This window comes from Parachitinimonas caeni (assembly GCF_030129945.1).
Taxonomy (GTDB): Bacteria; Pseudomonadota; Gammaproteobacteria; order Burkholderiales; family Chitinimonadaceae; genus Parachitinimonas; species Parachitinimonas caeni.
In genome coordinates this window covers 1-3,193 of the sequence record NZ_JARRAF010000099.1, presented here as the reverse complement: position 1 = coordinate 3,193, position 3,193 = coordinate 1, and the positions used below count along the sequence as shown (strand labels likewise).

1 protein-coding gene is annotated in these 3,193 nt (G+C 66.1%); it reads right to left on the bottom strand.

Translation table 11 applies throughout. From position 1 onward, the window contains the following. Positions 1–3,193, bottom strand: a 3,193-nt coding sequence (locus tag PZA18_RS23650; RefSeq protein ID WP_284103359.1) for a CARDB domain-containing protein, incomplete at both ends; no start/stop codon positions are given.

Below are 3,193 nucleotides of genomic sequence, written 5' to 3'. Positions count from 1 at the left end.
TCCCCAGGCTGCGTTGCTGCTCGATACTGCCGATCTGCCAGCGCTGGCTGGCCTGATCCAGATCGGGGCTGTCGCTTAACCAGACGGTATCCACCCAGCGGCCGGTAAAGGCGTCACCGCCATTGCGTACGCGGTATTCGAAGTGGAAGTCGCCGCCGGCTTCGGCGTTCGGACTGGCGCTGACCGTGACCAGCCTCAGGTCCGGCTGCCGGGGCACCGCCCCGATGACGCTGAGGCGTTGCCCACTGTAGTTATTGGCGTCGAAATCGCCGACATGGCTGGTCGCGCCGGCCATGGTTTCTTCCAGGATCCCGTCATAGCTGTCGCTCCAGACCATGAGGTGATAGTCGGCACTGGCCACCTCGTCCGGCAGCCGCACCGAGACGGTGGCGTCATAGCTGTTTTGGCCCGCTTCCTGCGACAGCAGACCCTCATGCCGGAAGCTGCCGAGCAGGATGTCGCCCTTGGCCGGGTTGGGGCGTGTGCCATCGCGACTGAGCCAGACGGTATCGGTCCAGCCCGTCACCTGACCGGTGTCGCCCTGCGTCGTCGCCAGGCCCCGGTTGGTCACGGTGTAGCGGACGTCGATCGTCTGGCCGGCATTGGCTTGCTGTGGCGCGCTGACGGCATGGGTTTCCAGATCGGCAAAGGCCACCGCTTCGACCTCGAAGGTCTGGATGGCGGTGTTGTTGCCTTCCTGCCGACCTTCGTCAATCCGGTTGCGGGCATCGGTCTCGACGATGATGCGGGCCTGACCCCGGTAACGCAGCGGGATCGTGACCGGCACGGTCTGACTGCGATAGGGCTCACCGCCCGGCGTCAGGGCACTGCCATTGTCCAGTTCCGCCAGCAGGATGTCGTCGGCGCTGACCTGACCATCCAGCGATAGCCAGACCCGGTCCTTCCATTGGCCGGTCGCGGCGACCGGCCCCCGGTTGCTGACCTGGAAACTGACCGCCAGTGTCGTCCCGGCCTTGACCTTGGCCGGTACCTCGATATCGTGCACCCGCAGATCCGGCCGTGGCAGCGGGCTGATCAGGGTCGGCGTGGCGGCCAGTGTCACGTTATTGGCGGCGGTCGCGCCGCCCTCATAAATCCCCTGGCTGCCCGGCTGGCTGTTGGTGGTCACCCGCAGCCGGTAGCCCCCCTCGATCCGGGCCGGCAGCCGGATCTGTTCGGTCCGGTCGTAATGCAGGCCCGCGCCCAGACCGCGTTCATAGCTGTAATGCCCCAGCAGCACCGGCAAGGCGCTGTTGTCCAGCGGCACCAGTTCCAGGGTGTCGACCCAGCGTCCGCTGGCCGCGACCGCGCTGGCATTGCTGACCTGCCAGCGGACGGTCAGCAGATCGCCTTCCTGTGCCGTGGCCGGTGCCTCCAGTTCGCTCACCTGCAGGTCCGGACTCGGTGACAGCGTGACCGGTATCGCCAGGGACCGGCCGGTATTATTGCTGCCATAAATGAATTCGTAGACCCCGCGCCCGGTCCGGACATGGACGTAGTAGTCCCCCTCGATCCCCTCCGGCAGCCCAAAGCTCAGGCTGCGGCGGTAGTCGTCACCGGCCCCGAGCTGACCCAGATGGTTGGCACTGGCCAGCGGCCAGCGATGGGTCTTGTCGTCCGGGTCGGCCGAGGTCGATAACCAGACTTCATCTTCCCAGTTCGCAACATCGGTGATCCCGATGCCATGGTTTTTGACGGTCCAGTTCACCGTCAGCGCTTGGCCACTGCGCGGCGTGCCCTCGATGGTTACGCTATCGACCTGCAGGTCGGCATAGGGCTTGGGCATCACGTCCAGCAACCGGGCGGCTTCCGCCGTGTTGTTCGCTTCCGCGCCCTGCTCCCACACCTTGCCGCCAGCATCGGTGCGGACCAGGACATGGCCGCGCCGGCTTAGCCCGGCCGGCAGCCGGTATGTCACTTCCCCTTCGTAGGATTTGCCGGCATCCAGACCGCCCTGGTGCTCCAGTCGGCCCAGTTCGATGTCGTCGGCGTTGCCGAACACGGCATCCTGCGAATACACCACCACATCGGTCCAGCTCAGGGTCCGACCGGCGCCGGTCCCCTGATTGCTGACCTTCCAGTTGACGGTAACGCTGGCCGGGTCGCCGATCACCTGCTGCGGCACCCGGATCTCGCTAACCACCAGATCCGCATACGGATCGGCCGCAATCTGCAGGTCCAGACCGTCCTGATTGTTGTCGGTGCGGCCGGCCTCATGGATCGCCCCCGCGCGGTTGCTGATCACCAGCAGCCGGTAGGCCCCTTCGGCCTCGACCGGCAGTGTCAGCTGCAGGCGGCCCTGCGCCCGTTCGCCCGCGCCAATGCGGGCATGGACGACCTCGCCCAGCTTCTGCGCCCCGGCCAGCTGGCCATCGCGGCTCAGATAGATTTCGTCGCGGACCGGCTCTGCGTCGGCCGAGCCCAGATTGCGGGTGGCCCAGTCCAGGGTCAGCGTTTCGCCGCCTTGCAGCCGCCCCGTGGTCTTCAGTTCGCTCACCGCCAGATCCGGGCTGACCACTTCAATGGTCTGGCTGGCCACATTGTCGGTCTCGTCGGTTTCTGCCAGCTGCTGGCTGCTGTCCGCCATCAGCTGCAGGGTCCACAGGCCCGAGGCCAGGCTCGGTACGGTCAGGGTCAGTGCAACGTCATAGTGGCCTCCGACGGCCACCTGCCGCTGCATGGCCGGGTTGGCCAGGATCACCGTCTGTTGCGGGTCGGCCTGGTTGATCAGGCGCAGCTGGTCGGTCAGGAAGCGGTTGAGTCCTTCGTTACCGCCGACTTCCACCCGATAACGCAGGCTGACCGCTTCACCCACGCGCCAGCGACCGTCCACTTCAAATTGACCAATAGTCAGATTTGGCTTGGGTTCGGCCTGGATGGAGAGGGGCTGGGCGCTGGCCACCCGGTTGTTGTCGCGATGATCAGGCTCGTGCACGGCCTGCTGGGTGTCGGTATCGACCAGCAGGTAGTAGTCGCCCTGCAGACCGGCCGGCAGGCTGGCGCTCAGTTCGGCGTCGTAGGTCTGGCTCAGACCCAGGCTGCCGGTATGGGTGACGCTGCCCAGGTTGATCGCGTCGGCGCCCAGGGTGGGCGTTTTCGACAGCCAGACCCGGTCGGTCCAGCGCTCGATGTCGGTGCCGATATTGCCGTGATTGCGCACGCTCCAGCGAACGGTCAGCGGCCGGTTGGCATA